The following is a 21985-nucleotide window of genomic DNA, read 5'->3' as shown; positions in this document are numbered from 1 at the left end:
CCCGGCTCTCAGCGGCAGGGCGCGATTGCCTGCCAGCGGCCGAGGCAGGGGGTGCCCTCCGCGATCTCCATCGCGCCCAGCCTACACGAATAGACAACCGAGGAAATGGTTTCGGCGTCCGCTTCGGATGCGGCATGCTGACAGAGCGGGACGGAATGCGTGGCCATCAGGCCCCTTGCCGCCGCGACCGTCCACGTCTGGCCGGGCAGGATCCGCGACAGGTAATCGAAACGAGCGTGGGAATTGCCCGCGATGCGGTCGCCGTCGGCGCCAAGCGTTTCCCCTGCCACGCCGGGGGCGGTGTAGTGATTGGTCCGCCATTGCGCACCGCCTTCCGCGACGACCGGGCCGGTCGCGGATAGTTCCACCGCGGCCGTCGCGCCGCTGCGGTCGGCCATGACGAGGGTTCCGCCGCCGGCATGCGGCAGGCTGCGGACCAGCGCCAGCGCCTCGCCGACCGAGGTCGCTCGGGCGAGAAGGCGGGGCAGCAGGAAGTAGCGCAACCAGCCGACGCGGTGACGATTGACGGAAACCTGCGTGTCGGCGACGGCGAGGCCCGCCGCGTTGATCCCGGACGACCACGCCGCGAGGCTCCCGAGGCTCCCGAGGCTGAGAACCTGGCCCGTCGAGATATCGGGGCCGGAGTGGCGCAGAATGCACTGGATGCCGAGGTGCTGACCCGAATAATCGCGGTTCTTCACGACGAGCGGGCCGTCCGGTCCCTGCCCCACCGCCCAGGCGCTGCAGCCCTCGATCAGGGCAGCGCCGCCCCTCATGTCGCGCAGGGTCCCTAGGTGCAGATGGGCAAAAAGGTCCGCTTCCGGCAGACCAAATGCTTCAGCCACGCCCAGGAGTTCGGAAAGACCTTCGGGGTCATGGGTCTCGTGAAAGCGACGCTGCGCCATCAGGTAGGAATCGGCTTCCGAGTCGATCAGCCCTTCGGCCCGGGCACGTTCCACGCGCTCGACGGTGGCGCGGCGGATGGCCGCGGCAGTCGCCGCGCCCGCCTGCGCCCGCCCCCGCACATAGGTCGAGCCGGTGGCGGAAACCTCGATCACCGCGCCCCCTCCAGAAGGCTCAGCCCCTCGTCCAGCCGATGACAGGCAGCCGAATGGCCCGGGCCCACGGTGCGGGTCTCGGGTGCGAGCGTTCGGCAGGCCGCGACCGCCAATGGACAGCGGGTGTGGAACTTGCAGCCCGGCGGCGGGTTCAGCGGCGACGGCAGATCGCCCTGCAGGCGCACCCGCCCTCGCGCCCGTTTTGTGCCGATCTCCGGCACCGCCGACAAAAGGCTCTGGGTGTAGGGATGGCGCGGATTGTCCAGCACCGCCGCTACCGGGCCGGTCTCCACGATCTCACCGAGATACATCACGGCAACCCGATCGGAGAGGTAGCCGATGACCGAGATGTCGTGGCTGATGAACAGGTAGGTCAGGCCGAGATCGCGCTTCAGCTCCAGCAGTAGCGCGATGATCTGCGCCTGGATCGAGACATCGAGCGCCGAGACGGGTTCATCGCAGACGATGAATTCCGGATTCGAGACCAATGCACGGGCGATCCCGATGCGCTGGCGCTGGCCGCCGGAGAACTGGTGCGGGTAGCGGTCAAGCTGGGCCGCGCGCAGACCCACGCGTTCCAGCACGCGCGCGGTGACGGCGCGCGCCTCCTCGCGCGAGGCGAGGCCGTGCAGCGCCAGCGGTAGGCCGACGATCTCGGCCACGGTCCGGCGCGGATTGAGGCTCGCGTAGGGATCCTGGAAGATGATCTGCATCCGCCGGCGCATTGCCTTCAACTCCGGCGCCGGAAGAGCGGTCACGTCGGTGCCGTCGAACACAACCCGTCCGTCCGTCGGTTCATGCAGGCGCAGGATCGCGCGGCCGAGCGTGGACTTGCCGCAACCCGACTCGCCGATGAGGCCGAGGATCTCGCCACGTTCGACGGCAAGAGATACGCCGTTGACCGCCCGCACCAACGTGCGCCGCTTGCCGGACAGACGATCCCCGAGAGACGGCCGGCCGGCGTAGTGCTTCGACAGGTCGGTGACCTCAAGCAGGCTCATGCGAGGTCCTCCAACCGAAGGCAACGCGCCTGGCGCCCCGGCCCGGCTGGAAGCATCGGCACCGCCACGAGGCATTCGGGACGTGCCATCGGGCAGCGGGAGTGGAACCGGCATTGCGGCGGCAAGCCGACGAGATCGGGCACCTGCCCCATGATCGGCTCGATCCGCTGGCCCCTGAGTGCCGGCCGGGGAATCGAGGCCAGGAGGCCCCGGGTATAGGGGTGGCGTGGCCGCTCGATGACCGCCGCGGTAGGCCCTTCCTCCACCACCTGCCCGGCATACATCACCATCACCCGGTCACAATGTTCGGCGACGACCCCGAGGTCGTGGGTGATGAGCACGACCGCCATCCCGAGCCGCGCCCGGATGTCGGTGATCAGTTCCAGAACCTGCGCCTGAATCGTCACGTCGAGGGCTGTCGTCGGTTCGTCCGCGATCAGTAGCTTCGGCCGGCAGGTGAGCGCGATGGCGATCATGATGCGCTGGCGCATGCCGCCGGAAAACTCGTGCGGATACTGCCTGAGCCGCGTCTCGGGCGACGGGATGCCGACGAGTCCGAGCATCTCGACCGAACGTTCGCGGATCGCGGATCGGCGGGCGGCGCGGCCGGCGGGTAGCGTCTCGTCATGCGCCACCATGACCTCGGCCATCTGCTCGCCGACCGTCAGTGCCGGATTGAGCGCGGTGAGTGCATCCTGCATGGTCATGGCGATATCGCGCCCGCGGATCGCGCGCATCTCCTCGGACGAAAGCTGGCAGAGGTCGCGGCCGTCGAAGAATATCGTGCCCGCAGCCACCTTTCCCGGCGACCGCACGAGGCCCATGACGCTTGTGAAGGTCACGGACTTGCCGGAGCCGCTTTCTCCCACCACGCCCAGGCATTCGCCGCGCCTGACCTGCAGCGAGACCCCGTCGACCGCACGCACGAGGCCCGCACGGGTGGCGAATTCGGTGCGCAGGCTGGTGACTTCCAGAAGGACGGTCATTCGCTGAACCTCGGGTCGAAGGCATCGCGCAGGGCCTGACTCGCGACGTTGATCGCCAGCACGAGGAGAAGGATGGCCAGCCCCGGGAAGGTCGAGACCCACCAGGCCTCCAGGATGAAGGCGCGACCGTCCGAGACCATGCTGCCCCAGCTCGCGGTGGGCGGCTGCACACCGAGCCCGAGGAACGATAGGCTCGCCTCGAGAATGATCACATGCGCCATGCGGATGGTGGAAACCACGATGACAGGGGAAAGGATATTCGGCAGGATCTCGCGCCACATGATGTGGCGGGGACCTGCGCCGAGCGCCCGGGCCGCCTCCACATATTCGAGTTCCCGGACGGCAAGGGTCTCGCCACGCACCACGCGGCAGGGGATGACCCACTCCTTGTAGGCGAGCGCAAGGACGATGTTGAGAAGTCCCGGCCCCATCATCGCCATCAGGCCGATGGCGAAGATGAGATAGGGAAAGCCGAGGAGGATATCCACGACCCGGCTGATGACCACGTCCACCCAGCCGCGGAAGTAGCCCGCCGCGAGTCCGGCAAGGATGCCGACACCGGTCGCCAGAAAGATGACGGCCGCGCCGATGAAGATGGAGATCCGGGCGCCGTAGATGATGCGCGAGAGGATGTCGCGGCCAAGCGCGTCGCAGCCGAGCGGGAAGGCCCAGTCGCCACCCTCGGCCCAGCCCGGCGGTTGCAGCCGGCGGAAGAGGTCGGTCTCGTTCGGGTCCTGCGGCGCGATCAGCGGCGCGGCCACGGCCATCAGGACGAAGATCAGGATCACCGCGACCGACGCCATGGCCAGCCGGTTGCGGCGGAAGTCGCGCAGGTTGCGCCGGAAGAGCGACTCGGCGCTGGGCGCGGCGGCAAGGGTGGCGTCGGTCACAGCTTCACCCTCGGATTGAGGACGGTGTAGAGGATGTCGGCGAGGAAGTTGAGCACAACGTAGGTGACCGCATAGAGAAGCACCGCAGCCTGGATCAGCGGGTAGTTGCGCAGGAAGATGCTTTCCACCACCAGCCGCCCGAGGCCCGGCCAGCCGAATACCGTCTCCACGATCATGTTGCCGCCGAGGAGGCTGCCCGTCTCGATCGCGGCCACCGAGACGGTAGGGATCAGTGCGTTCTTCAACGCGTGGCGGTAGAGCACGCGGCGGCGCGGCAGGCCCTTGGCTTCCGCGAAGGTGACATAGTCCTGCCGCATCACCTCCAGCATGGAGCTGCGGGTGACGCGCATGAGGATCGCCGTCATCGGCAGGCCGAGGGTGATCGCAGGCAGGAGGAGGTGGCGCAGGGCATCGCCGAAGGCGCCGATGTCGCCCGCCAGGAGCGTGTCGATCAACAGGAACCCGGTGACGGCCGCAACCTCGTTGTCATAGCCGATCCGGCCCGAGACGGGCAGGATCTGCATGTGGACGGCAAAGAGCATGATGAGCAGGATGCCGAACCAGAACCCCGGCAGCGACACGCCGAGGAGGGAGCCCACGGTCGCCACCCGGTCGAGTACCGAGTTCTTGCGGATGGCCGCAACCACCCCGAGCGGGATGGCCGTGGCAAGCGCCACGACCAGCGCCACGAGGCTCAGTTCGATCGTTGCGGGCAGGCGCTCGGCGATCACGTCTGCCACCGGGCGGCCGTGATAGAAGCTGTTGCCGAAGTCGAACTGCACCGCATTCGCAAGGAAGATGAAGAACCGTTCCACCATCGGCCGGTCGAGCCCGAGGTTGCGGCGCAACTCGGCCTCCTGTTCCGGTGTGATCGACTGCTCGCCGACCATGATCTGCACCGGATCGCCCGGCGTCAGCGCCATCATCACGAAGACGATCAGGCTGACGCCGAGCAGCACGGGGATGAGCTGGATGATCCGCTCCAGCAGCTTTCCCAGGCTCATCCCCGTTTCCTCCCCAGGTGCCGGCGTCAGTTCAGGCAGGCGTCATGCAGGTTAATTCGGCTGTCGGCACTCGGCTTCCAGCCCGTCACCTTCTTCGATACGCCGTAGATGTCCTGCGGCACCCAGAGGTAGATGTAGGGCTGGTCCGCCGTGATCATCATCTCGGCATCGTGGTACATCCCACGCCGTTTCTCGACATCCATCTCGACCGCCGCGGCATCCAGGATCTTGTCCAGTTCCGGGTTGGCGTAGCCGGCCGAGTTGCCGCGGTCGTTGGTGCGATGCGTCGGCGTGAAGATGTCGAAGGGATCGAGCGAGCCGTTGCCCCAGCTGGTGAAGTACATGTCACCCGTCTTGGGCGCGCCCTTGGTGCGCCACTTGTCGGACAGTTGCGCGCCCTCGCCCACGGCGACGGTGGTCCGGATGCCCGCCTTGGTGAGCATGGAAGCGATGGCCTCCGCGGTGTCCTTGAAGGCGGCCTCCGTATCCATGGTCACGTCGATCCCGTCCGGGAAGCCCGCCTCTGCCAGAAGCGCCTTGGCCTTCTCCGGGTCGAAGCCCACCTTCGGGAGCTCGCTCGCGCCAAAGGCGTCGGGCGAGAGAATGCCGTCGATCGGCGCCGCGTTCCCGGCGAGAATCTTGTCGATGATCAGGCCCTTGTCGATGGCCATCGCGGCCGCCTGACGCACCTTCAGGTCATCGAAAAGCTCGCCCTCCATGTTCATCGCGATGAAGAAGCTGCGGGTGCCGTTGACCGTCATGACCTGCGTCCCCTCGTTCGCCTCGACCTGGGCGATGGAGAAGGCGGGCAGTTCGTTGATGATGTGCACCTCACCGGCGAGAAGCGCCGCAACGCGGCTCGCGCTTTCGGGAATGATCTTGAAGATCACCCGGTCCACGCAGGCCTTGCCCACCGGCGGGATGTCCGTGGCGCCGCCGTAGTAGTCGTCGAACCGCTCCATGATGACGGCGTCGCCCTTGCGCCATTCGACCAGCTTGAACGGGCCGGTGCCGTTCTCGGCCGTGGCCACGCCCTCGTTGCCCATCTTCTCGACCCAGGCCTTGGAGACGATCTGCTGGTTGGGCAGCATCGCGGGCAGGATCGGCCAGGGCTCCTTCAGCGTGATGCGCACGGTGTCGGGCGCCGCCACGGTGACCGAGGCGACCGGCCCCATGAGGCCCTGGCGCGGGCTCGTCATCCCGTCGCCCATGCCATTCTCCATTACGACCCGATCGAGCGTGAACTTCACATCCTCGGCGGTGAGATCGCTTCCGTCGTGGAACTTGATGCCCGAGCGGATCTTGAAGTCGTATTCGGTCGCCGAGACCTGGGTCATCGACTCGGCGATCTCGGGGACGACCAGCATGTCCGGGTCGCGGGTCAGAAGCCCGTCGTACATGTTGCGGATGATTGTCTCGGTCTCGCGCTTGCGGTGGTTCGCGGGATCCAGCGTGTCGGCGTCGAGGGTGAAGCCGACGACAAGGTCCGCGGCACCAACGGCGGCGGGAATGACGGCGGGACAGGCGGCCAGCGCGGTGGCCATCAGAAGGCGCGGCAGTGCTTTCATTCGGTATCTCCCTTTGGATCGGCCCCGGGAACGGGTGCATCAGTCCTTGTTGGTCCGGACATCCTTTCTCATGCACAAGACGTGCCAGCCCATCTTGCCCGCGCGGACGACCATCGCGAGTCATTGCGCGGGTTTCACGCAGGAATGTTTGCGCCTCACGCCCGACGGCGCTCGGCGCGCGGGGGTATTCCGGCCAGTCCGCGGTATTTCACGACCGTGCGCCTGGCCAGTGCCGCGCCATCGGCAAGCAGAAGCCGGGCAATCTCCGCGTCGGCCAGCGGCCGCAGGGGGTCTTCGGCCGCGACGATCGCCTGCATCCGTTGCAGAACCGCCTGCACGGACGGGGGATCCTCGGTGCGCCGCGCCGCAGGTGCGGGCGCCGAGATGAGCGCGCGCAGGCTGATCGTGCGGCGCGGCAGAGCCATCGTCAATGCCGCGGTGACGCGGCTGACGGTACTGCGGTGGACACCGACCGAGGCTGCGACCTCGTTGATGGTCGCGGCGGCGGGCGGGGTGGCCGCATCACGCAGGTGCGCGTCCTGGCGTGCGACCAGCTCGGCCGCGATCGACAGGACCGTCGCGTGCCGCCGCTCCAGCGCCTGCGTCAGGGCGCGCGCCTGGCGAAGTGCCTCCGGCGCGGCCTCCGCTCCGGCGGACAGGCGAAGCAAGGGTGTCGTCTCCGCGTTCAACTCCAAGAGCCAGCCCGCACCGTCGCGCCGCAGGACGAGATCCGGCGGTCGCGGGATAGGCTGCGCGCCCTGCTCGAAGGCTGCACCGGGTTTCGGGTTCATCTGCCGGAGCGCACGGACCATCGCGGCAATCTCCGCCGCGCCGCAGACGCAGGCTTCCTCAAGGGCATCCATCCTGCCCGCAGCCAGGAGCGGCAGGTTCCGCAGCAGCAGCGAAAACGCCGGTGACGCGAGGCCGCGGTCCTCGGCCTGCAGGGCGAGGCACTCGGCCAGCGACCGCGCGAAGAGGCCGGCCGGCTCCGCGGCCTGCAGCTTGCGGAGCACGGCTTCGGCTCGGACCAGGCTGCAGCCGGCTTCCGCAGCGACCTCCTCCAGGGACGCGCCGAGCCAGCCACTGGGTTCGAGGGCGCGCAGGAAGGCTTCCGCGACCGGCCGGTCCGCGGCCGCCCGCACCAGAAGCGGCAACTGCGCTTCGACATGGGCGACCAGCCCCGGTGCTGCTTCGGCGATACGGTCGGTGTCGAGCCCTCCCGGCGCCGGATGCTCCCGCCGATGCGGCCGCGCCGAGTCGCCGGGCGGCGGATCGACGTGGCGCACCAGGGCCGGCCACGCGCCCGGGACGGTCTTCGCGGCGACGATAACGGCGACCGCGGCTTGAAGGTCGGCGAGGCGGGCCGAAAGATCGGCATTCGAGAGCGCCAGGAACCCGATGGCCTGTCGCAACGCCGGCGTCATCGCCAAGGCGCCGCGCTGCTTCATCCCAAAGCCAAGTTCCGTCATGACGCCCCGCCCGGGGCATGTGCCCCCAACCCCAAGCATGGCAGATCGGGCGCAGACCTGGCAACGGCGGGACGGGCGCATATCAGTGGACGCTTGAACTGTAGTTACCGTCGCAGAACGGACCGTTGGGCGATTGGCTGGAGACACCTCATTCGTCGCGCGGCACCGACGGACAAGTCTCAGAGCCCGGATTTTGCTGCCAGGTTTCCGTTGGCCTTGCCTTGTTCGGCGAGCATTTATCGCCCGACCCTGTCAATCGCGGAGGGAAAGAATTGCCCGAGCGCACCCCATCGCCACTGATAGGCGTCATGGGTGAGATTTTCAGCGATCATCAAACACACTCCGATATTGATTGCCGGCGTCACTTATCGCGTCACTCGCAGCCTCCTACACCACGCGCCGGGGCACTATCTTCCTTCGCAACAAGAAAAGCAGCGCACATGGGCGCACTGAGACCCAGATCAAAGAAAATGAGCTGCGGCCCCGCGACGCCCGTTTGGTGATCCATTCTGCCCACACGCTGGCAGCCTATGTGATTGAATGTATGGCGGGGAACTGACGATCTTCGAGTGGCGATTCCGGCCAAGAAAGGGACTCGTCGGAACACCGGGCCAGAGGCAAACGGCAGCCTGTCCCGTTTGGGCGATCAAGCTATTGATATAAATACAGTTTCGGAAGCTGACGGATATTGGTGGAGCAGAGGGGGATCGAACCCCTGACCTCGTCATTGCGAACGACGCGCTCTCCCAACTGAGCTACTGCCCCGCACCGGCGCGGTATCTCGGACAAATCCGATCCGGTGTCAAGAAGCCACTTGCGGTCGGGCGCCGTTTTTGACGAGTTGATCCAACCCGTTTGCGCGCAATAGGTTAGACCTCATGCCGACGCCGTCCCTCGTGTCCACAACGCTCTTCCAGCTGCGCAAGCTGTCGCGTCGCATATGGGTGCGGACGACGGCCTTCGCGCTGCTCGCGCTGGCGGCGGCCCTGTTCAGCCGGCTGGTCGCGCCGGCCCTGCCCGATGCGCTGACCCATGTGGTCGATGTCGATGCGGTTCTCGACATCCTCACGGTTCTGTCCTCGTCGATGCTCGCCGTCACGACCTTCTCGCTTGGGGTCATCATGTCCACCCGGCAGGCGATCAGCAGCGGCATCACCCCGCGCGCGCATGAGTTCGTTTCGCAGGACCCAATGACGCAACGGGTCCTGGCCACCTTCATGGGCGCCTTCACCTATGCGCTGACGGCCCAGGTCCTGCTGCGCACGGGGCTTTACGAACAGGCCTCGTCCACGGTCATCCTGATCGTCACCATCGCGGTCCTCGCCCTCGTCGTGATCGCCATGCTGGGCTGGATCGAGCACTTGACCCGGGTCGGCAGCATTCCCGACACCGTTGCCGGCCTCGAAGCCGCGATGCGTCCGGCGATCGAGGACTGGCACCGGCGGCCGGCCCTCGGCGCCTGCCCTGCCCCGGCCGATGCACCGCTTCCGGCCGCGGCACGGACCGCGGTGCGTGCGCCGCGCTCCGGCTATGTCCAGCATATCGACATCGGTGCGCTCGACGCCCTGGCCGCGGGCGCGGACGGCGCGCAGGTCTTCGTCGCGGCGGTGATCGGCAGCTTCGTCGTCGACGGCGACACGCTCTGCCTCCATTCCGGGCAAATCGAGGCTGAGGGGCTCCGCGCTGCCTTCACCATCGACCGAACGCGCACCTTCGAGCAGGATGTCCGCTTCGGCGTCATCGTCCTGTCGGAGATCGCTCAGCGCGCGCTGTCGCCGGCCGTCAACGATCCCGGCACCGCGATCTTCATCATCGACCGGCTGACCGCGTTGCTGTCCGGCTCCAGCGCAGAGCCCGAACCGCCACGCTGCCCGCGGGTCTTTCTACCCGCGGTAACCGGCGCAGAGCTTCTGACCGACGGCTTCGACCCCATCGCGCGCGACGGCGCCGGCATGGTCGAGGTGCAGGCCCGGCTTCAACGCGCCTTCGCGACACTGATCCGACATGGCGATGCCGCCGTCGCCGCGGCGGCCCGCGAGGCATCGAGACGCGCCGCCGAACGCGCCGCGATAGCCCTGCCGCTGGAAGAGGACCGCGCGCGCATCCGTGCGCTCAGTGCCGCGCTGCGCGAAGACACGGGCGCCGCGCCCCACTCAGAGATGTGATCGGACGAATCCCTCGATCTCTGCCGCCGGCCGGGCACCCGGCAGTCGCGCGATCTCGTGTCCGCTTTTCCAGAGCACCAGAAGCGGGATGCCGCGAATGCCCAGCCGCTGCGACACGGCGGGGAAATCCTCGGTGTTGATCTTGGCGAACCTTGCCCGGCCCTTCAGCGCCCCGGCGGCCTTGGCGAGTTCCGGCGCCATCATCCGGCACGGCCCGCACCATGGCGCCCAGTAGTCGACGACAAGCGGCAACTCGTCGCCCCGCGTCGCCTTGTCGTGGGTGGCGATGTCGAGCTCGGCGACCTTGCCCGTCACGAGCGGATCGCCGCAGGAGCCGCACTTCGGGCCATCCGCAAGCCGCCCGGCCGGAATGCGGTTCGCCTGACCGCAGGTCTCGCAGACCAGTTTCAGGGTGTCGGACATATGGGCCTTCCAGTCATATTCTGTTTGAGGAATATATTTGGAGGAAGGCCTCGGCTTTCAAGGAGCGTCGGCTCAGAGCAGATCCTCTTCCTCGCCGGTCACGTCGACTCCCAGCGCCTCCAGCCCCGCCTCGAGGTTTTCCGCGAGATGCGGCATCCCCATCAGGTAATCCTCGGTCGGCGTCGTGGCCGCGGTCGTCGCCGTGGCCACCGCCTCGTCGAACTCCTCGGGCTCGAAGGCGCCGCGGCCGATCCAGGCGATTGCGGTCAGCTGCGCCTGCTTGTCGTCGGCCATGGCGGCGATGAACTCGCGCAACTCGGCCTCGGCTGCGTTCCCTTCCCGGGCAAGCAGGATCACCTGCACGACGCTGGCGGGCGATATCTCGAGTTCCGGCATGACGGCACTTCCCTTCCTGACACGGACGACACAACCATATCCGGCCACCCGTGGCCTTGTCGCGGATCAAATCGCCGCGCCGCGGGCTTCAGCCCGCCAGGAAGGGCACCGGCAGGCCGAAGAATGCCGCAAGCAGCACGAAGTTCAGCCCGAGCACGGCGACCGTTCCCAGACCCGCGAGAACCCTGACCACCGGCCCGACGGCATAGTCCCCCATGATCTCGCGCCGGGTGGAAAAGATCAGCAGCGCGATCATCGGCACCGGCAGCGCGATCGACAGCACGACCTGGCTAAGCACCAGCGCGTCGGTCGCGTTGACACCGGCGGCGACGACTGCAAAGGCGGGCAGCATCGTGACCAGCCGGCGGACCCAGATCGGCACGCGCACGCGCAGGAAGCCCTGCATGATCATCTGCCCTGCCATCGTGCCGACGACCGAGCTTGAAATGCCCGAGGCGATGAGCGAGGCGAGGAATATCCCCGCCGCCGCCGCGCCCAGCAAGGGCGTCAGCGTGTGATAGGCGGTCTCGATCTCGGCGACGTCGGTATGCCCCTGGTGGAAGGCCGAGGCCGCCATCATCACCATCGCCATGTTGACCATGCCTGCCACGGCAAGTGCCAGCACGACCTCGGTGTTGGAAAACCTCAGGAGCTTGCGCCGGTCTGCCTCGCCGCGAACCGGCGCGCGGCCCTGGGTCAGGCCGGAATGCAGGTAGATCGCGTGGGGCATGACGGTGGCGCCGATGATCCCCACGGCGATGGTCAACGCCGCCGCATCAGGCAGCGCGGGCGAGGAAAGCCCCGCCGCCGCCGCGCCCCAGTCCACCGGCGCGATCAGCATCTCGGCCAGGTAGCAAAGCCCGATGACGCCGACCAGCGCGCCGATGATCAGTTCCATCGGCCGGAATCCCTGCCGCTCCATGATCAGGATCGCATAGGTGACGATCGCGGTGATCGCCATGCCGGCCATCAGCGGCAGGCCGAAGAGAAGCGCCAGCCCGATCGCGCCGCCGAGGAATTCGGCGAGGTCGGTGGCCATCGCCGCCACCTCGCTCACCACCCACATGATCAAGACGACGGGCCGGGGGAAGCTGTCGCGGCACAGCTCGGCAAGGTTCTTGCCGGTGACGATCCCGAGCCGCGCCGAGAGCGCCTGGAAGAGCATGGCGATGAGGTTGGCCAGAAGCACGACCCACAGCAGCGCATAGCCGTAGCCCGCCCCGGCCTGGATGTTCGTCGCGTAGTTTCCCGGGTCCATGTAGGCGACCGAGGCAATGATCGCGGGTCCGGCGAAGGCAAGACGGCGCAGCCATCCCCCGCCCTCGCCAGCGAGGACGGAGGACATCGTATGTCGGGTGCGTTCGCTCAGGCTGCGCATCGGTGGCTCGCGGCTTGTTCCCGAAGATGTAGCCGATGCTATAGTTTCTGCAACTAAAAATACCAATGAGTCGTGGCTAATTCTGTGGCGACATTACGCTGGCCCCGATCGGAAGCCGCGGCTATAATTCATTCCCGACATTTAGAGACCGATGCCGATGCCCGAGAGATACGCCGGACCGCCGAACGAGGCCGACCGCTTCGCACGTGCCCGCGAAAAGCAGGCGGTGGCGTTGCTCGAGGACTACGTCGAACTGATCGGCGACCTGATCGCCGAAACGGGCGAGGCGCGGGTCGCCGACATCGCCCACCGCATGGGTGTCGCCCAGCCGACGGCGACCAAGACCGTCGGCCGGCTGAAGCGCGAGGGGCTCGCCACCGCGCGGCCCTACCGGGGGGTGTTTCTGACCGAGGCGGGGGCCGCCCTCGCGACCCGGGTGAGGGCGCGCCACCGCACCGTCGTCGAACTCCTGGTCGCCGTGGGCGTGCCGAATTCCACCGCCGAACTCGACGCCGAAGGGATCGAGCACCACGTCTCGGAAAAGACCCTCGCCGCCTTCGAGGCATTCCTGAAGGACCAGCAGGGCTGACCCCATCTCCGCAGAGTCCGGGCGCGAACGGATTGGCCTGCCCGCGCGTTGCCGGGAATCGGTCGTGATGATAGCATTCACACGGGCGTGAACCCTGCGGGAGCAGGTCACGGGTAGGCGTGTCGACGTTGTTGCGATCTGGCTGTGATCGCCCGTCAGCGGCGCGACCCCTTCGCAGTAAGGGAGGCCCTCGGCATGACCGACATCGCGACTACCCTATTCGACCCGCAGGAACTCGAATCCAAGGTCAAGTCCATGTACCGCGAGGTGGCTCTGAACCCTCGCGGCGAGTTTCACTTCGAGATGGGACGGGGCCTTGCCGAACGTCTCGGCTATTCGCCCGGCGACCTTGACCGCATTCCCGGCGACGCAATCGACTCCTTCGCCGGCGTCGGCCATCACTTTCACCTCGCCGGTCTCGTCGACGGGGAGATCGTGGTGGATTTGGGAAGCGGGTCGGGGATGGACAGCTTCATCGCCGCGCTCAAGGTCGGCTCCAGGGGTACGGTCATCGGTATCGACATGACCGACGAGCAGTTGGCCAAGGCAAGCCGGCTCGCCGAGGTCGAGGGCTTCGACCACGTGACCTTCCTCAAGGGCTACATCGAGGATGTGCCGCTTCGGGCCGGGACAGCCGACAGCGTGATCAGCAACGGCGTCATCAACCTCGCCCATGACAAGGAAAAGGTATTCCGCGAGGCAGCCCGCCTCCTGAAGCGGGGGGGACGGCTGGCCCTGTCCGATATCGTCACCGAAAGCCAGCTGCCCGAGTCGGTCGTCTGCAACTCGACCCTCTGGGCCGCCTGCATCGGCGGTGCAGCTCAGCAGGACAGCTACCGCGACCAGATCGAGGCAGCCGGCCTGAAGGTGGTCCGCGTCGACGACAACCCCCAATACCAGTTCATCTCGGCGAACGCCAAGGGCGCAAGCCAGAAGTACGGGGTCAAGAGCGTCTCGCTGCTGGCGATCAAGCCGTGATGCCCGCAGTCCGGGACGCCGGCGCACCGCTGGAGCGGAACGCCGGCAAGCCCCTCGCCGCGCGGTTGCGACCGGCCCGAAGCGTGCCTGAGCGGGCCGATCAATCGTCGTAACGCGTGTGCCGCCGCGCCGGCGTGTCGAAGTCGAAGTCGAAGAGCTCGATGTCGCGCGCATACCAGTCCGCGACGATCTGGATGGTGCGCGCGTCGTAGACGTCGCGGTAGTCGAGGCGTGTCGCCGCAGTTGCGTTGCGTCGGCGCAAGGGCGCCGCCAATCCGAAATAGCGTGTGCTGTCCCGGTCCAGATGCTCGAACCTCAACAGATCGGCGCGGACCTCGCCCGCCTCGTCGGTCACGTAGTCGGCCTGCGGATACCAGCCCTTTATCGCCCGGTGCCAGAAGAAGGGCTCATGGCCGTAAAGGTGGCGCTGCTCAAGGAACGCCTCGAACCGTTCGGGCGCGTCGGCCGGGTCGCTCTTGCCCTGTGCGGCGACCAGCCGCGCGAAGCGCCAGCGCGACACGGTCCGCGCCCAGGGATTGCGGACGATCGCCACCGCGGCGAGCCGGGCCGTCACCTTCGGGTCCAGGTCACGCCAGCGCGCGTGCTGGATTCCGTGATGCTCGCCCTTTGCGGCCATGGCCGCACGCACTTCCCGCACCTGGGCGCGGCTCCGGTAGAAATAGGCCTCGGCCGAGACGATGCGCCCCGAGAGCTCGGGTGCCTTGCGGATCGAGACCCCGGCATTCTTGGGAATGTGGATGAACAGCCAGTGCGCGCTGCCCAGATGCCAGTCGAGCATGGCCCTAAGTTCGCGAAGGTTGGTCAAGCGGGCACCCGTCTGCTGGCAGCGGCGCTCCGCCCGGACCGCCCGGCGGCGCGCGACGCCTTTCACTTACATCACTCTCCCGGCAGCGGAAAGCGCCCGGCGCAAGGGATGGGGTGTCGCGCCGATCATCATTCAACAAAACGGTTGAATCATTTGGCGCTCCGTCTATCATTCAACATTATGGTTGAATCAGAATCACCCCGGCTCGATGCCATCTTCCGCGCCCTCGGCGACCCGACCCGCCGGGGCATGATCCGCGAGCTTGCCAGGGGCGACCGCACCATCGGCGATCTCGCCAAACCCTTCGAGATGTCGCTTGCCGCAGCTTCGAAGCATGTCCGTGCGCTCGAAGCCGCGGGCCTGGTCCGGCGCGAGGTGCACTGGCGCACCCATACCTGCCGGCTCGACCCGCAGGCGCTGGCCGCCGCGCATGAATGGCTCGACAGCTACAGGCGCTTCTGGACCGACCGGCTCGACCTCCTCGAAGATCTGCTGCGGCAGGAAGACGCCACGACACCAGCACGACCGAAAGGAAACGCGACATGACCACGTCCGATACGCTCGACGCCTTTGGCAAGCTCGTTGCCCCCGACACGCTCCGGATCGAACGCCTCCTGCCCGGGCCGATCGACCGGGTCTGGGCCTACCTGATCGACGGCGGCAAGCGCCGGAAATGGCTCGCTGCGGGAGAGATGCCGCAGGCACCCGGCGGCGAATTCACCCTGACCTGGCGCAACGACGAACTGACCTCGCCACCCGGTGCGCGGCCCGATGGGTTCTCGACCGAGCACAGCATGAAAAGCCGCGTCGTCGAGATGCAACCGCCGCACCGCCTCGTCTTCACCTGGGGCGAAGCGGGAGAGGTCTCCATCGACCTCGTTCCCGAGGGCGACAGGGTGCATCTGACGCTCGTCCATACCCGGATTGCCGAGCGGCCGGCCCGGATCATGATCGGCGCCGGCTGGCACGCGCACCTCGACGTGCTTGCCGCGCGCCTCGGCGGTGACGACTGCGCGCCCTTCTGGGACACATGGCAACGTCTCCGCGCCGAATACGACGCGCGCCTGCCCGGCTGATCCGCCCGGCGGCGCGCGATGACGCCGGCCGGGATGACCCGGCCGGCACCTGTTCCATGTCCATACTCTGGCGGATGCGCTCCGCACCCGAAATTCGCTACTCGGCGGCGTCCATGTAGCTTTCCACCGGCGGGCAGACGCAGACGAGATGGCGGTCGCCATAGACGTTGTCCACCCGGCCCACCGGCGGCCAGTACTTGTCCACCTTGAACGCACCCGGCGGGAAGCAGCCCTGTTCGCGACTGTAGGGCCGGTCCCAGGTGCCGATGAGCGCGCTCACGGTGTGCGGGGCGTGTTTCAGGGGATTGTTCTCGCGGTCGATCTCGCCCTTCTCGACGGCGGCGATTTCCTCGCGGATCGAGAGCATCGCGGTGATGAAGCGGTCAAGCTCGGCCTTGGTCTCGGATTCCGTCGGCTCCACCATCAACGTGCCCGCCACGGGCCAGCTCATCGTCGGCGCGTGGAATCCGTTGTCGATGAGGCGCTTGGCGATGTCGTCCACGGTGATCCCGGCGCTCTCGGCGAAGGGCCGCGTGTCGAGGATGCATTCGTGCGCGACGCGCCCGCCCCGGCCCTTGAAGAGCACCCCGTAGCCCCCCTCCAGACGCTTGGCGATGTAGTTGGCATTGAGGATCGCCACCTTGGTCGCCTGCGTCAGCCCGGCACCCCCCATCATCAGGACGTAGGCCCAGGAGATCGGCAGGATCGACGCCGAGCCCCAGGGTGCCGCGCTCACCGGCCCCTCCTGCCCGCCGGTCGCAGGATGACCGGGCAGATGCGGCGCGAGATGCGCCTTCACCCCGATCGGTCCCATCCCCGGCCCGCCGCCGCCATGCGGGATGCAGAAGGTCTTGTGCAGGTTGAGGTGGCTGACGTCGCCGCCGAGATCGCCCGGCCGCACCAGCCCCACCATGGCGTTCATGTTGGCCCCGTCGATATAGACCTGGCCGCCGTGCTCGTGGGTGATCGCGCAGACCTCGCGCACGGTTTCCTCGAAGACGCCGTGGGTCGAGGGATAGGTGATCATGCAGGCGGCGAGGTTGCCGCCCGCCGCCTCGGCCTTGGCCCGGAAATCGGCCACGTCGATGTCGCCGTTCTCGGCCGATTTCACCACCACGACCTTCATCCCCGCCATCTGCGCCGAGGCCGGGTTCGTGCCGTGGGCCGAAACCGGGATGAGGCAGATGTCACGATGCCCCTCGCCGCGTGCCCGGTGATAGGCCTGGATCGTCAGAAGCCCCGCGTATTCGCCCTGCGCGCCGGAGTTCGGCTGAAGGCTCATCGCGTCGTAGCCGGTGATGGTGCAGAGCTTGGCCGAGAGGTCGCGGAAAAGCTCGGCGTAGCCCTCGGCCTGGTCGGCCGGCGCGAAGGGGTGCAGGTTCGAGAACTCGGGCCAGGTGATCGGCATCATCTCGGCCGCCGCGTTCAGCTTCATCGTGCAGGAGCCCAAGGGGATCATCGCCCGGTCGAGCGCGAGGTCGCGGTCGGCGAGCCGGCGCATGTAGCGCATCATCTCGGTTTCCGCCCGGTTCATGTGGAAGACCGGGTGCGTGAGGTAGTCCGACTTGCGGTGCAGCGTGTCGGGCACCCGGTATTCGGGCATGAAGTCGTCGTCCTTGCGGTCGATGCCGAAGGCGCGCCAGAGCCGCTCGACCGTCTCGTTCCGCGTCGTCTCGTCGAGCGAGATGCCGATCTTCGTCGCCCCGACCTTGCGCAGGTTGATCCGTTCGCGGCGCGCGGCCTTCAGGATCACCGGCTGGAGCGCGCCGACATCGACCGTGATCGTGTCGAAGAACGCCTTCGGCTGAACGTCATAGCCGGCAGCCTCCAGCACGCGCGCCACGCGCACCGCCTTGCGGTGGATGCGCTGCGCGATCGCCTTGAGCCCCAGGGGCCCGTGGAACACGGCATAGAACGAGGCCATGTTGGCAAGGAGCGCCTGTGCCGTGCAGACGTTCGACGTGGCCTTTTCGCGCCGGATATGCTGTTCGCGGGTCTGGAGCGACAGGCGGTAGGCCATGCCACCCTGCGCGTCGATGGAGACACCGACGATCCGCCCGGGCATCTGCCGCTTGTGATCGTCCTTGCAGGCCATGTAGGCGGCGGACGGCCCGCCATAGCCCATCGGCACGCCGAAGCGCTGGGTCGAGCCCACGGCGATATCGGCACCCATCGCGCCCGGCTCCTTCAGCAGCGTGAGCGCAAGCGGGTCCGCAATCACGATGCCGACCGCGCCCGCCGCGTGCAGCTTGGCGATATGGGGCGTGAAATCGGTCAGGTGGCCGTAGGTACCGGGATACTGGAAGATTCCGCCGAAGACGGCATCGGCCTTCAGCTTCGCCGGATCGCCGACGATCACCTCGATGCCCAGGGGCGCCGCGCGCACCTTCATCACCTCGATGTTCTGCGGATGGCAGTTCTCGTCCACGAAGAAGGCCGTGGCCTTCGACTTGGCCACCCGCTGCGCCATGGTCATCGCTTCCGCCGCCGCCGTCGCCTCGTCCAGAAGCGAGGCATTGGCGATTTCGAGCCCCGTCAGGTCGCAGACCATCGTCTGGTAGTTCAGGAGCGCCTCCAGCCGGCCCTGCGAGATCTCGGGCTGATAGGGCGTGTAGGCGGTGTACCAGGCGGGGTTCTCCAGGATGTTGCGCTGGATCGCAGGGGGCGTGACCGTGCCGTAGAACCCCTGCCCGATCATCGAGGTGAAGACCTTGTTCTTCTTCGCCACCTGCCTGAGGAACCACAGCAGTTCCCGCTCCGACTTGGGCTTGCCGAAGTCGAGCGGCTTTTCCTGGCGCAGGCTCTTCGGCACCGTCTGGTCGATGAGCTCGTCGAGGTCCTTCACCCCGAGCACCTTGAACATCTCCTGCATCTCGGCCGGCGAAGGCCCGATGTGGCGGCGATTGGCAAAGTCGTAGGGGCGGTAGTCGGTAGGTGTGAAAGCCATCCGTAACTTCCTTCGGTTCATTCGATGAGGGCGGCAAGCTGCGCAAGCGAGGAAGCCATGCCGGCGGCGTGGTCTTCCGGGGCGATGCCGGGCGGCACGTTCGACGCGACGATCCGCACACGCGTCGTCGCTTCGGGTTCGGGGTCGAAATGCCAGTCCATGCGCATTTCTCCCTGAAGGTTCGGGGCGTCGCTGCGAAAACGGCTGACGAAGGCAAGGTGGCAAGGCGGATCGACGGCGACGAACGCGCCCGCGATCACGTCCTCTCCCCCGCCCGACTTGCCGGGTTCTTCCGGATCGAGATAGGTCAGGACGATCCGGAAGGCGCCACCCGGGCGCGGATCGAAGGCCTCTGTCCGGCCTTCCGTCCCCTCGGGCGGGAGCCAGCGGACCAGAAGCGCCGGGTCCGTCCAGCACCCGAACACCCGCCCAGCAGGCGCGGCGATCAGACGCTCGGCGCGGTCGATGCGGCCCGCGGCCTCCATCACGTCACCCGATCAGGTCCTTGTAGGCGGCCTCGTCCATCAGGCCGTCGAGCTTCGACGGATCGGAGAGCTTCATCTTGAAGAACCACGCCCTGCCGGTCGGGTCCTCGTTGACGAGCCCGGGGTTGTCGGCGATGTCCTGGTTGACCTCCACGATCTCGCCGTCGAGCGGGGCGCGGATGTCCGAGGCCGCCTTGACGCTCTCGATGACGCAGATCTCGTCACCCGCGGATACGGCCTTCCCGGTATCGGGCAGTTCGACGAAGACGACATCGCCGAGCTGTTCGGAGGCGTGCTCGGTGATGCCGACGACGACCAGGTCGCCCTCGGGGCGGAGCCATTCGTGATCTTCGGTGTACTTCATGGGTCAGGTCCCTATTGGTTAGCGCTTGTAGTTGGTTGGATGGAAGGGAAGGGCCGCGACGACGGCGGGCAGGCGCCTGCCGCGCACGTCGCCATAGACGGTGTCGCCCTCGGCGAGGGTCGCGGGAAGATAGGCCATCGCCATCGGCGCCTCGATCGACGGGCCGAACCCGCCAGAGGTGACGCGGCCGATGGGCGCACCGCCGTCGGTGCCGGCATAGATCTCGGTTCCCTCGCGCATCGGCGCCCGGCCTTCCGGCCGCAGCCCCACACGGAGGCGCATCGGCCCGTCCGCCAGTTCCTTCAGGATGCGCGCGGCGCCGGGGAACCCGCCTTCGCGGGCGCCACCGGCGCGCCGGGCCTTCTGGATCGCCCAGGTGAGGTTGGCCTCCACCGGTGTCGTCGTCCTGTCGATGTCGTGGCCGTAAAGGCACATCCCGGCCTCGAGCCGGAGGGAGTCCCGCGCGCCGAGGCCGATCGGCGCGACCTCCTCCATCGCCAGAAGCCGCTCGGCCAGCGCCACCGCGAAGCGATCCGGCACCGAAATCTCGAACCCGTCCTCGCCGGTGTAGCCGGACCGGGAAATCCAGAGTTCCGCCGTATCCCACTGGCGGATCGCCACGTCCATGAACTTCAATTCGGCCGCGTCGGGCACCAGCCGGGCCAGCGCCGCCTCCGCCTTCGGCCCTTGCAGCGCCAGAAGCGCGCGGCCTTCCACGAGTCCGACGTCGCAATCCGGCAATCCCGCCTTCAGATGGGCGAAGTCCGCGGCCTTGCAGGCCGCGTTGACGACCAGGAAGAGGTGGTCGCCCCGGTTCGCCACCATCAGGTCGTCGAGGATGCCGCCCGCCTCGTCGGTGAACATGGCATAGCGCTGCCGGCCCTCCTTCAGCCCCAGCACATCGACCGGCACCAGCCGTTCAAGCGCGCGCGCCGCATCCTCCACCCGCCCGGATCTCGAGGTGAGAAGGATCTGCCCCATGTGGCTCACGTCGAAGAGTCCGGCCGCGGCGCGCGCGTGCAGATGTTCCTTCAGAACGCCCATCGGGTATTGCACCGGCATGTCGTAGCCGGCGAAGGGCACCATCTTTGCCCCGAGCGACAGGTGCAGGCCATGAAGAACGGTGCGTTCCAGGTCAGCCATCGCCGCCCTCCCCTTGATTTCGGCCGGTCCGCCGACACGGCATCGCACGAGGGCGGAGGATCCGCCCGTCCCGATACCCCCTCTGTCCTTCCGCCTGAGATCGTTATCCCTTCGGCGCCCCGGATCAGGTCCGGGGTCTCTCCAGAGTTCCGTCGTCAGGATGGTCCTGGCGCCTGAGAGTTTACCGGGGCGGTTGCTCCTTCGGCACCGGCGCATGGTGTTGCCACCGCCGGATTCTCCCGATCCTGACGCCGCTTGGTAGCCCGGAAGGGCCTCGGTCGGCAAGAGGGTATGCAATGGAATACGGGGCGCGCGCCGAGGCCCGCAAGCGCCCCCTTGCGCGGCGCCGCGCGTCCCGGTCTTATCCCGCTATGACCGACCGGCACCCGGCCTTCTTCGGCTACGGCTCGCTCGTGAACCGGGCGACTCATGCCTATGTGCAGGCGACACCCGCGCGGCTTTCCGGCTGGCGGCGGATCTGGCGGCACACCACGCTCAGGCCCCATCCGTTCCTCTCCGCGGAACCGGCGGCGGCCGAGATCGACGGCCTCGTCGCCGCAGTCCCGTCGGGCGACTGGGCGGCGCTCGACGCGCGCGAGGCCGCCTACCGACGCCATGCGCTCGACGCCGGGCGTCTCGTCCCCGCGCCGGCCTGGGCGGGGCGGGTCGAGATCTATGCCCTGGATGAGGCGCATGCGGCATCCGCACCCGGTGGCGCGATCCTGCTCAGCTACCTCGACACGGTGGTGCAGGGGTTCCTGTCGGAATTCGGCGAAGCCGGCGTCGCGCGCTTCTTCGACACCACGGCCGGCTGGACGGCGATTCTGGACGACCGCGCCCGGCCCAGCTACCCCCGGGCCCAGCGGCTCACGGCGGCGGAACGCGCGCTGACCGACCGCCACACGGACGCCCTCGGCCTCGCGCGGCTGCGCCGCTGATTCCCGGTTGCCATCGCGTTATTCGGGGGGGCGTGGTGGTGGACTTCCCCTGCCGTGGTCAGCCCCGGGCGCGCACCTTCTGCAGAAGCGGCATCAGCTCTCCCATGTCCGGACCCGTCGCCTCGCCGGTAACGGCGAGTCGAAGCGGCATGAATAGCCCCTTGCCCTTGCGCCCGGTCTTCTCCTTCACCGCAGCCGTCCAATCGGCCCAGGTCGCGTCGGAATAGGGGGGCGGCGGCAACAACGCCATCGCCTGCGCCACGAACCCGGTATCCTCCGGCGCAATCACCGGCTCCGCCCC

At 67.7% G+C, this 21985-nt stretch carries 22 protein-coding genes, 1 tRNA gene, 1 pseudogene and 1 riboswitch; of the genes and pseudogenes, 7 read left to right on the top strand and 17 right to left on the bottom strand.

Annotated elements, in window-relative coordinates; genetic code table 11:
* Nucleotides 1-8: 8 nt before the first annotated feature.
* From F9K34_RS04035 to F9K34_RS04005, 7 genes are all read right to left on the bottom strand, one after another.
* On the bottom strand, nt 9-1058 hold the full coding sequence (locus F9K34_RS04035) for a C45 family autoproteolytic acyltransferase/hydolase (protein ID WP_291335587.1): 1050 nt from the start codon (nt 1056-1058) through the stop codon (nt 9-11).
* A complete protein-coding gene (locus tag F9K34_RS04030; RefSeq protein ID WP_291335586.1) occupies nt 1055-2059 on the bottom strand; it encodes an ABC transporter ATP-binding protein in 1005 nt (334 codons plus the stop codon). The genes F9K34_RS04035 and F9K34_RS04030 overlap by 4 nt, the downstream gene beginning before the upstream one ends.
* Nucleotides 2056-3045, bottom strand: coding sequence for an ABC transporter ATP-binding protein (locus F9K34_RS04025; RefSeq protein WP_291335585.1), 990 nt, complete (start codon nt 3043-3045; stop codon nt 2056-2058). Before F9K34_RS04025 ends, F9K34_RS04030 begins: the two co-directional genes overlap by 4 nt.
* A complete protein-coding gene (locus F9K34_RS04020; protein WP_291335584.1) occupies nt 3042-3935 on the bottom strand; it encodes an ABC transporter permease in 894 nt (297 codons plus the stop codon). Before F9K34_RS04020 ends, F9K34_RS04025 begins: the two co-directional genes overlap by 4 nt.
* Nucleotides 3932-4939, bottom strand: a complete 1008-nt coding sequence (locus tag F9K34_RS04015) for an ABC transporter permease (protein WP_291335583.1) — start codon at nt 4937-4939, stop codon at nt 3932-3934. The genes F9K34_RS04020 and F9K34_RS04015 overlap by 4 nt, the downstream gene beginning before the upstream one ends.
* Nucleotides 4940-4965: 26 nt before the next feature.
* On the bottom strand, nt 4966-6507 hold the full coding sequence (locus F9K34_RS04010) for an ABC transporter substrate-binding protein (RefSeq protein WP_291335582.1): 1542 nt from the start codon (nt 6505-6507) through the stop codon (nt 4966-4968).
* 155 nt (nt 6508-6662) lie between these two features.
* Nucleotides 6663-7976 (bottom strand): RNA polymerase sigma-54 factor, encoded by a 1314-nt coding sequence (locus tag F9K34_RS04005; RefSeq protein WP_291335581.1) that lies wholly within the window; start codon nt 7974-7976, stop codon nt 6663-6665.
* 352 nt (nt 7977-8328) lie between these two features.
* Between F9K34_RS04005 and F9K34_RS04000 the strand changes: the two genes are divergently transcribed.
* Entirely contained in the window at nt 8329-8535 is a 207-nt protein-coding gene (locus F9K34_RS04000; protein WP_291335580.1) for an abortive infection family protein, read from the top strand.
* 130 nt (nt 8536-8665) lie between these two features.
* Here F9K34_RS04000 and F9K34_RS03995 read toward each other — a convergent pair.
* A tRNA-Ala gene (locus F9K34_RS03995) sits at nt 8666-8741 on the bottom strand.
* 113 nt (nt 8742-8854) lie between these two features.
* Between F9K34_RS03995 and F9K34_RS03990 the strand changes: the two genes are divergently transcribed.
* Nucleotides 8855-10141, top strand: coding sequence for a DUF2254 domain-containing protein (locus tag F9K34_RS03990; protein ID WP_291335579.1), 1287 nt, complete (start codon nt 8855-8857; stop codon nt 10139-10141).
* On the opposite strand, the gene trxC is transcribed toward F9K34_RS03990, so the two are convergent.
* The 3 genes from trxC to F9K34_RS03975 form a co-directional block, all read right to left on the bottom strand.
* Nucleotides 10130-10564: a thioredoxin TrxC gene (trxC, locus tag F9K34_RS03985; RefSeq protein ID WP_291335578.1), complete on the bottom strand. Its 435-nt coding sequence runs from the start codon at nt 10562-10564 to the stop codon at nt 10130-10132. The genes F9K34_RS03990 and trxC overlap by 12 nt on opposite strands.
* Before the next feature lie 72 nt (nt 10565-10636).
* Complete coding sequence (locus F9K34_RS03980; RefSeq protein ID WP_291335577.1) at nt 10637-10960, bottom strand: DUF3775 domain-containing protein; 324 nt, start codon at nt 10958-10960, stop codon at nt 10637-10639.
* An 88-nt stretch (nt 10961-11048) separates the two neighbouring features.
* A complete protein-coding gene (locus F9K34_RS03975) occupies nt 11049-12338 on the bottom strand; it encodes an Nramp family divalent metal transporter (protein WP_291335576.1) in 1290 nt (429 codons plus the stop codon).
* A 157-nt stretch (nt 12339-12495) separates the two neighbouring features.
* Here F9K34_RS03975 and mntR point away from each other — a divergent pair, with 157 nt between their 5' ends.
* Both mntR and F9K34_RS03965 read left to right on the top strand, forming a co-directional pair.
* A complete protein-coding gene (gene mntR / locus F9K34_RS03970; protein WP_291335575.1) occupies nt 12496-12927 on the top strand; it encodes a manganese-binding transcriptional regulator MntR in 432 nt (143 codons plus the stop codon).
* Nucleotides 12928-13122: 195 nt separating this feature from the next.
* Nucleotides 13123-13905 carry a methyltransferase domain-containing protein gene (locus F9K34_RS03965; RefSeq protein ID WP_291335574.1) on the top strand — a complete coding sequence of 261 codons (783 nt, stop codon included), beginning with the start codon at nt 13123-13125 and terminating at the stop codon, nt 13903-13905.
* 100 nt (nt 13906-14005) lie between these two features.
* Here F9K34_RS03965 and F9K34_RS03960 read toward each other — a convergent pair whose 3' ends face one another.
* Nucleotides 14006-14731: a sulfotransferase family 2 domain-containing protein gene (locus F9K34_RS03960; protein ID WP_291335573.1), complete on the bottom strand. Its 726-nt coding sequence runs from the start codon at nt 14729-14731 to the stop codon at nt 14006-14008.
* A 180-nt stretch (nt 14732-14911) separates the two neighbouring features.
* On the opposite strand from F9K34_RS03960, the gene F9K34_RS03955 reads away from it, so the two are divergent.
* Complete coding sequence (locus tag F9K34_RS03955; RefSeq protein WP_291335572.1) at nt 14912-15277, top strand: ArsR/SmtB family transcription factor; 366 nt, start codon at nt 14912-14914, stop codon at nt 15275-15277.
* Nucleotides 15274-15807, top strand: a complete 534-nt coding sequence (locus F9K34_RS03950) for an SRPBCC family protein (RefSeq protein WP_291335571.1) — start codon at nt 15274-15276, stop codon at nt 15805-15807. Before F9K34_RS03955 ends, F9K34_RS03950 begins: the two co-directional genes overlap by 4 nt.
* A 97-nt stretch (nt 15808-15904) precedes the next feature.
* Here F9K34_RS03950 and gcvP read toward each other — a convergent pair whose 3' ends face one another.
* The 4 genes from gcvP to gcvT are packed head-to-tail and all read right to left on the bottom strand — an operon-like array spanning nt 15905 to nt 20746.
* On the bottom strand, nt 15905-18754 hold the full coding sequence (gene gcvP, locus F9K34_RS03945) for an aminomethyl-transferring glycine dehydrogenase (RefSeq protein ID WP_291335570.1): 2850 nt from the start codon (nt 18752-18754) through the stop codon (nt 15905-15907).
* Between the two features lie 17 nt (nt 18755-18771).
* The gene (locus F9K34_RS03940) at nt 18772-19239 is read right to left on the bottom strand and encodes an SRPBCC domain-containing protein (RefSeq protein ID WP_291335616.1); all 468 of its coding nucleotides are present in this window, start codon (nt 19237-19239) and stop codon (nt 18772-18774) included.
* Nucleotides 19240-19243: 4 nt separating this feature from the next.
* Nucleotides 19244-19603: a glycine cleavage system protein GcvH gene (gene gcvH / locus F9K34_RS03935; protein WP_291335569.1), complete on the bottom strand. Its 360-nt coding sequence runs from the start codon at nt 19601-19603 to the stop codon at nt 19244-19246.
* A gap of 18 nt (nt 19604-19621) precedes the next feature.
* Complete coding sequence (gcvT, locus tag F9K34_RS03930) at nt 19622-20746, bottom strand: glycine cleavage system aminomethyltransferase GcvT (protein ID WP_291335568.1); 1125 nt, start codon at nt 20744-20746, stop codon at nt 19622-19624.
* Between the two features lie 152 nt (nt 20747-20898).
* A riboswitch (glycine riboswitch) is annotated at nt 20899-20998 on the bottom strand.
* 119 nt (nt 20999-21117) lie between these two features.
* Between gcvT and F9K34_RS03925 the strand changes: the two genes are divergently transcribed.
* Complete coding sequence (locus F9K34_RS03925) at nt 21118-21684, top strand: gamma-glutamylcyclotransferase family protein (protein WP_291335567.1); 567 nt, start codon at nt 21118-21120, stop codon at nt 21682-21684.
* Between the two features lie 58 nt (nt 21685-21742).
* On the opposite strand, the pseudogene F9K34_RS03920 reads toward F9K34_RS03925, so the two are convergent.
* Nucleotides 21743-21985, bottom strand: a pseudogene (locus tag F9K34_RS03920) (glutamate--tRNA ligase); the annotation flags it as partial.

This window comes from Albidovulum sp. (assembly GCF_008933605.1).
Lineage (GTDB): Bacteria > Pseudomonadota > Alphaproteobacteria > Rhodobacterales > Rhodobacteraceae > Albidovulum.
Note: the sequence above shows the minus strand (reverse complement) of the source record. Positions and strands in the feature narration are given on the sequence as shown.

Excerpts from the sequence above, each read along its gene's own strand:
- mntR (WP_291335575.1), top strand. The coding sequence starts at position 12,496 with ATGCCCGAGAGATACGCCGGACCGCCGAACGAGGCCGACCGCTTCGCA.
- F9K34_RS04025 (WP_291335585.1), bottom strand. The coding sequence starts at position 3,045 with ATGACCGTCCTTCTGGAAGTCACCAGCCTGCGCACCGAATTCGCCACC.
- gcvT (WP_291335568.1), bottom strand. The coding sequence starts at position 20,746 with ATGGCTGACCTGGAACGCACCGTTCTTCATGGCCTGCACCTGTCGCTC.
- trxC (WP_291335578.1), bottom strand. The coding sequence starts at position 10,564 with ATGTCCGACACCCTGAAACTGGTCTGCGAGACCTGCGGTCAGGCGAAC.
- F9K34_RS03975 (WP_291335576.1), bottom strand. The coding sequence starts at position 12,338 with ATGCGCAGCCTGAGCGAACGCACCCGACATACGATGTCCTCCGTCCTC.
- F9K34_RS04015 (WP_291335583.1), bottom strand. The coding sequence starts at position 4,939 with ATGAGCCTGGGAAAGCTGCTGGAGCGGATCATCCAGCTCATCCCCGTG.
- F9K34_RS03990 (WP_291335579.1), top strand. The coding sequence starts at position 8,855 with ATGCCGACGCCGTCCCTCGTGTCCACAACGCTCTTCCAGCTGCGCAAG.
- F9K34_RS03950 (WP_291335571.1), top strand. The coding sequence starts at position 15,274 with ATGACCACGTCCGATACGCTCGACGCCTTTGGCAAGCTCGTTGCCCCC.
- F9K34_RS03955 (WP_291335572.1), top strand. The coding sequence starts at position 14,912 with ATGGTTGAATCAGAATCACCCCGGCTCGATGCCATCTTCCGCGCCCTC.
- gcvH (WP_291335569.1), bottom strand. The coding sequence starts at position 19,603 with ATGAAGTACACCGAAGATCACGAATGGCTCCGCCCCGAGGGCGACCTG.
- F9K34_RS03980 (WP_291335577.1), bottom strand. The coding sequence starts at position 10,960 with ATGCCGGAACTCGAGATATCGCCCGCCAGCGTCGTGCAGGTGATCCTG.
- F9K34_RS03940 (WP_291335616.1), bottom strand. The coding sequence starts at position 19,239 with ATGGAGGCCGCGGGCCGCATCGACCGCGCCGAGCGTCTGATCGCCGCG.
- gcvP (WP_291335570.1), bottom strand. The coding sequence starts at position 18,754 with ATGGCTTTCACACCTACCGACTACCGCCCCTACGACTTTGCCAATCGC.
- F9K34_RS03925 (WP_291335567.1), top strand. The coding sequence starts at position 21,118 with ATGACCGACCGGCACCCGGCCTTCTTCGGCTACGGCTCGCTCGTGAAC.
- F9K34_RS04030 (WP_291335586.1), bottom strand. The coding sequence starts at position 2,059 with ATGAGCCTGCTTGAGGTCACCGACCTGTCGAAGCACTACGCCGGCCGG.
- F9K34_RS04010 (WP_291335582.1), bottom strand. The coding sequence starts at position 6,507 with ATGAAAGCACTGCCGCGCCTTCTGATGGCCACCGCGCTGGCCGCCTGT.
- F9K34_RS04005 (WP_291335581.1), bottom strand. The coding sequence starts at position 7,976 with ATGACGGAACTTGGCTTTGGGATGAAGCAGCGCGGCGCCTTGGCGATG.
- F9K34_RS03965 (WP_291335574.1), top strand. The coding sequence starts at position 13,123 with ATGACCGACATCGCGACTACCCTATTCGACCCGCAGGAACTCGAATCC.